We start from the raw sequence: 6202 nt of genomic DNA, 5'->3' as shown, positions 1-6202 counted from the left end.
CGGGCCAATTCAGCTGCGCGTAAGCGACCTGGACTTGAGCCAACTCCATCGCCAGGTACGCCCCACCCGGCTGTCGGGTCCGGTAGAACTGAGTCTGGCCCCCGAGGCCCAGCAGATCCTGTTGACCCTGCAAGACAGCGCCCTGAAACTGCATGTGGACAGCGTGATCGGCCATGACCGCGTGCAAGTGCGGCAAGCCTCGCTCACGGCCGGCAAGTCGCGCCTGGAAACTACCGGTACGCTACAGACCGCAGGGGCCATGGATTACGAGATCAAGGGCCGGCTGCTGGACTTCGATCCCAGCGCCGTGCTGCAAGCCGTGGCCCCGCCTGCGGGGCCCACCAGAAAGGGACGCAAGAGCAGCGCGCCCGTCTCCAAGCCGATTGCGGCGCGCATCAACATGGACTTCAACGCCGCCGGCGCGCTCTCGCCCGAACTCAGGCTCAAGCTCGGCTTCGCCATCCACGACAGCAGCTACGGCGAACTGCCCATGAGCGGTCGCGGCGACCTCAACCTGGTTGCCATGCGGCTCTTGCCCAGCCGCGCCCACCTGCAGATCGCCGGCAACATGCTGGACCTGGACGGCAGCTTCGGCGCCCCCAGCGACAAACTCAAGCTCAAGATCGATGCGCCGCAACTGGCCAAGCTGGGCTATGGCTTGTCCGGCCTGCTGCGGGTGGACGGCATCCTTGCCGGCACGCGCCAGCGGCCCAACCTGCTGGCCAGCTTCCAGGCCGAGCAATTGAGCTTTGGTGCGCATAAACTTCACCATCTGGCCGGACAAAGTGAACTGCACAGCAACCTGGCCGCCGGCGTGGCTTCGCCCGACAACCGCCTGGCGTTGAACGTGGAAGGCGACGGCTACAGCGGCCCGCAAGCCGAACTGGCGCACCTGGCCATCAAGCTGGACGGCACCTATGCCAAGCACGCCCTATCCCTGCAAGCCAAGGGCAAGCTGCTGGACCAGACCCTGGACCTGAACCTGGCCGCCCACGGCCAGCTCACCGAAAAGACCCGCGGCCACTACGGCTGGGCTGGCAGCCTGGACCAGTTCAGCAACCAGGGCTTGCCGCGCATCGCCATGGCCAGCCCGCTGGCGCTGGAGGCCTCGGCCGATGGCATCGAGGCCGGCAGCACCCGCCTCGAGATCGACCGTACTGCGCTGGAGTTGAAGCGTCTTTCCTATCACCAGGGCCGGCTGGCCTCGGCCGGCCAGGTCAAGGCGCTGGACGTTGGACGGATCCTGGAGCTGACCCAGCAACTGAGCGGCACCCCGCCGCCGGTCAAGACCGATCTGGTGCTCGACAGCGACTGGGACTTCACCCTGGCCGAGAGCGCCAGCGGCTACCTGCAGATCGCCCGCAAATCCGGTGATGTGCGGGTGACCACCAGCACTGGCGAAGCCACCCTGGGCCTATCCGAACTGCAACTGCGCAGCCAGTTCCAGGGCGAGCAGATGCGCGTATCGGGCCGCGTCAACGCCGCGCGCATCGGCACGCTGGAGCTGGAAGGCGATATCGGCCTGCAGCGTATCGACCAGGTACTGGCCCTGGATACGGCCTCGCCCCTGAACCTGAGCGCCAAGCTCGACATCCCCCAGGCCAAGCGCATAGGCGACCTGATCGGCCCGCAAGTGAGCCTCAACGGCAAGCTGGCGGCCAACCTCAATGCGGCTGGTACGCTGGGCCAACCCAAGCTGTCCGGCGCCATCAACGGCGACAACCTGGCCGTGACCGAGTTCGACCAGGGCATCCAGTTGAAGGATGGCATCGTGCGCATCGTCATGGACAGCAATGTCATCGATCTGCGCCAGATCGAATTCCACGGCGGCAGCGGTACCCTGCGCGCCGGCGGCAAGATCCAACTGGGCGCGGACAATCCCGACCTCAACGCCAGCCTCACCGCCGACCACCTGGAACTGTTTGCCAGCCCGGACCGGCGCCTGATGCTCTCCGGCGAAGGCAAGATCAGCAACGTCAACGAACAGTTGCGAGTCGATGGCAAGTTCACCGTGGATCGCGCCCTGTTCGACCTGCCCAAGAGCAGCGCCCCCAAGCTGGGGGACGACGTGGTCATCATCAGCCGCAGCGGCAAGAACCGCGTCGGGGCGGCCGCCTCCTCGCAACAGAAACTGGAAGCCGCCACTGAAAAGCCGGCCAGCAAGTTCGCCCCGCTGATCAACCTGGCCATCGACCTAGGCAATGACTTCCGCTTCCGTGGCAGCGGCGCCGACCTGCTTTTGCGCGGCGATATGAACGTTCGTAGCGAACCGCTCTCGCCGCTGCGCGCCACCGGCACCATCAACGTCGCCGAGGGAAGTTATGAAGCTTTTGGTACCAAGCTCAACATCGAGCGCGGCATCATCAACTTCACCGGCCCGCTGTCCAACCCCAACCTCAACATCCTGGCCATGCGCCGCAACCAGGACGTGGAAGCCGGGGTCTCGGTCACCGGCAACGCCAACCAGCCACGCGTGCAATTGGTCTCGGAGCCCAATGTGCCGGACGATGAAAAACTCTCCTGGATGATGTTCGGCCACGGCAGCGACAGTTCCAACATCGGCCAGCGTACCGCCAGCAGCCAGGCACTGGCGCTGGTGGGCAACATGGCCGGCAAGCGCATTACCAAGGATATCGGCCTGGACCAGTTCAGCATCGGCTCCAGCGATTCGGGCCTGACCGATGACCAGGTGGTCAACCTGGGCAAGGCCATCACCCAAAAGATCACGCTGGGCTACGAACAGAGCCTGCAAGGTGCGGCCAGCATCGCCAAGGCCACCTGGCAGATCTCGCGACGCTGGTCGGTGGTGGCGCGCGCTGGCACCGTCAATGGCTTGAATATCCTGTTCAGCCAGCGTTACGACTGAAAAAGATGCCCATGAGCAAGGCAATCCGCCTGCGGTCTGGCCGCAGGCGGACATTGCGCTGATTCCGACAGGTAAAGCTTGTCCCCGAATCAAGAGAATCTGTTAATCTTCCTACAAGTTCAGGTAATCCCCGATGGACGCGCTCAAGATGCGCCATAACAATGGCAGCGGGGAAAAGCCGTTTCGGGGGAAAGCGACATGCCAGAACACAAGCTCCAGCGCGCATCCAGGACAGCCAGGCTGTTCGTGGTCGTGGTCTGTCTCATCATCGTGCTGCTGGAAGCATGGTCGGCTTGGCGCGCCTATGAAGTGGTGATCGACGAATCTGCCCGCGACACTTCCAACATGGCGCTGGCCCTGGTCCAGCAAGCCGATCAGAGCTTCAAGGAAATCGACGTGGTCCTGCAGGGCGTGCAGGAGCACCTGCATTACGACGGCGCCGACGCGCCGGGTCGCCAGCGCACGCACGACTTCATGGTCAGTTCGGTGGCAGCCCTGCCGCAGTTGGCCATGCTGACGGTCTACGATGAAACCGGGCTGGCCATCAGCAGTTCCCAGTCCAACCTGGAACAGCGCTACATCCAGGACGACTATTTCCTGCATCACCAGCGCGTGCGCACCGACCACGCCTACATCGGCAAACCCATGCGCAGCCGCGTCAGCGGCCAGTGGGTGGCCACCATGAGCCGGCGCGTCAACCATGATGACGGCAGTTTTGCCGGCGTGGTGGTGGCCGATATCGACCTGTCGCACTTCCAGCGCTACTACGAACAGTTTTCCATCGGGCGCAACGGCGCCATCCTGTTCGGGCTCAACGAAGGTACGGTGATCTTCCGCCAACCACTGTTGAGCTATTCCATCGGACTGGACATTTCCAAGTCGGCGCTGATGACGCAATACCTGGCCAAGTCCGAGCATGGCTCCTTCGAAATGCACTCGCCGCGCGACGATATCGTGCGCGTGACCAGCTTCCAGCGTTGCAAGCTGTATCCGACCTTCGTGGCAGTGGCGCTGGCCAAGGACGATATCCTGGAAGACTGGACGCGCCGCCTCTGGATCCGCGGCATCGTGGTGCTGCTGCTGTTGATCATCATCAGTTACGGTGGCAATCGCCTGGTGTCTCAGGTGGCCAGGCGTGAAACCGCCGAGCTCGAAGCCATCACCGCGCGTACCGAGCTGGAACGCCTGTACCGCACGCTGGAGGCACAATCGCAGAAGGATGGCCTGACCGATGTCTTCAACCGCCGCTACTTCGACCTGGCGCTGACCGCCGAACTATCGCGCCTGAACCGCTCCGGAGAATCGCTTTCGCTGATCATGGTGGACGTGGACCACTTCAAACGCTACAACGACACCTACGGTCATGCTGCCGGCGATATCTGCCTCAAGCAGGTGGCCGCCGCACTGGGCAGCGTAGCGCGGCGCCAGGGCGACATCGTGGCGCGCTATGGCGGCGAGGAGTTCGCCCTGATCCTGCCCAACTGCAATGCCGCCAGCGCCGTGGCCATCTCCAGCCGCCTGGTCCAGGCCGTGCGCAAGCTGGATATCCCGCACGAAGGCAGCCCGATGGGTCACGTCACCATCAGTGTGGGCGCGGCCAGCCTGGCCAGCGGCAAGGGGACGCAGGTGGATGCCCGCGAACTGATCGACATCGCCGACGCCGCCCTCTACCGGGCCAAGGAACAAGGGCGCGACCGTGCCATCCAGCACGACTATCCGCGCCTGGCGGTCATCTCCGATTACCCCAGCCTGAGGTGAGCCATGCGCTGCCTGATTCGCTACCAGCTACGCGAAGAAGATACTGCGGCCCACCATGAGTTCACGGCGGACTCCCCCGATACCGAACAGGTGATTGCACACCTGACCGAATTCCTGCATCCCGAAGTGATCTACGAATTCCTGCCAGTGCATCATGGCGGCGAAAACAGCATCGCCCAACTGCGCGCGCGCATGGTCCACGCCCGCCAATACCTGGAACATTATTGCGGCTTGCAGAGCATGTCCTACATGGTCTTGCCTGATGGAGCGACTTCGGCCCAGGGCAAATGGACCTGCGTGCTGCTCAGTACCCAGAGCGCACATGCCCCCCTGGATGAAGCCGACTGATTCCGAATCCCCTCCCGCGCCGTACGGCTAGCTCCCCCAAGGCAACAGCCGATCCGCCACGCACTGCACGATCTGCGCATCATGTGTCACCAGCAGCACCGCACTGCCCATCGCCCTGGCCTGCTCCACCAACAGCGCGATGACTTCCTGCTGGGTCAGCGGGTCCAGACGCGAGGTCGGCTCATCGGCAAAGATCAGGGCGGGACGCATGAGCAGCACGCGCGCCAGCGCGATGCGCTGCAGCTCGCCACCGGACACTTGACGCGGCAGGCGATCCAACAGGGCGGGAGCGACCCGCATACGTTCCAGTAAGCTTTCCAGACAGTACCAGTCCAGTTGATGCAAACGGACCAGATCAGTGAGCGACTGACGCAGGCGCACACTGGGAGCAAAGGCCGCCGCCGGATCCTGGTAGATCTTCTGGAAGGCAGTGCGCGGCAATCCCGCAGCGCGCCTGACCTGCCCGGCATCCGGCTGCAACAATCCCAGCACGATGTTGCCCAAGCTGGTCTTGCCAGCGCCGCTGGGGCCGCTGATGGCGACGATTTCGCCCGCGTGGATACGCGTGCTGATGCCGCTGAACAGTTGCTGCTGGCCGAAGGCCTTGGCCACCTGTTCCACCTCGACGATCACCTCGCCCGCACTGCGCAGCGCAGCGTGCGGCGGCACCGGCCAGCACGCCGGATCGGCCGCCAGCAAGCGGCGGGTATAGCCATGCCGGGGCGCAGCCAGCAGTTCCTGCGCCGGCCCCTGTTCCACCATGCGCCCCTCCAGCATCACCGCCAGTTGCCCGCCCAGTGCCCGCGCCAGCCACACATCGTGGGTGATTAGAGGTAATGCGCCAGGCCCAGCAGCTTGCCCTCCGATTCGGCCACCAGGGCATGGACCGGCTCGCTGGCATCGTGGATGCGCGACCAGGTCGCATGGGTGATCTGCAGGGGCAGGGCGGTGGCGCCGCTGCGGCCGTAGAAGGCATTGTAGTCATCCCACAGGATCTTCCATTGCGGGTAGTCATCTTGCTGCGCACTGCGGATGTGCAGTGCACTGTATTGCGGCTGTACTGGCATCGAAGGCTCCTTGCGGATGAAGCCGCAGTATAGCCTTGCCGGGGCAGTCTACCCAGGTGTCATGGCAAAGACCGGACAGTGTTTGCGCACTGTCCGGTCTTTGTCTTATGGGTCGGGTATTGACTGCTCAAACTCGACGGGTTCGTGTTGTGGTAAAGGGGCT

Annotated in this window: 4 protein-coding genes and 1 pseudogene; 3 read left to right on the top strand and 2 right to left on the bottom strand. The window is 63.9% G+C overall.

The window, feature by feature from the left end; genetic code table 11:
• The 3 genes from I5W_RS16125 to I5W_RS16115 form a co-directional block, all read left to right on the top strand.
• Nucleotides 1–2866: translocation/assembly module TamB domain-containing protein (locus tag I5W_RS16125; protein WP_044529994.1), on the top strand; the 2866-nt coding region annotated here is incomplete at its 5' end.
• Between the two features lie 198 nt (nt 2867–3064).
• On the top strand, nt 3065–4624 hold the full coding sequence (locus I5W_RS16120; RefSeq protein WP_044529991.1) for a sensor domain-containing diguanylate cyclase: 1560 nt from the start codon (nt 3065–3067) through the stop codon (nt 4622–4624).
• A 3-nt stretch (nt 4625–4627) separates the two neighbouring features.
• Complete coding sequence (locus tag I5W_RS16115) at nt 4628–4972, top strand: hypothetical protein (protein WP_044529990.1); 345 nt, start codon at nt 4628–4630, stop codon at nt 4970–4972.
• 27 nt (nt 4973–4999) lie between these two features.
• Here I5W_RS16115 and I5W_RS16110 read toward each other — a convergent pair whose 3' ends face one another.
• A complete protein-coding gene (locus I5W_RS16110) occupies nt 5000–5788 on the bottom strand; it encodes an ATP-binding cassette domain-containing protein (protein WP_252717057.1) in 789 nt (262 codons plus the stop codon).
• A 14-nt stretch (nt 5789–5802) separates the two neighbouring features.
• Nucleotides 5803–6039: pseudogene (locus I5W_RS16105) on the bottom strand (GNAT family N-acetyltransferase); the annotation flags it as partial.
• Nucleotides 6040–6202 lie beyond the last annotated feature (163 nt).

The sequence above is a fragment of the Herbaspirillum sp. B65 genome (assembly GCF_000333555.1).
GTDB lineage: Bacteria > Pseudomonadota > Gammaproteobacteria > Burkholderiales > Burkholderiaceae_D > Herbaspirillum > Herbaspirillum rubrisubalbicans.
This window is presented reverse-complemented; position numbering and strand designations above follow the sequence as displayed.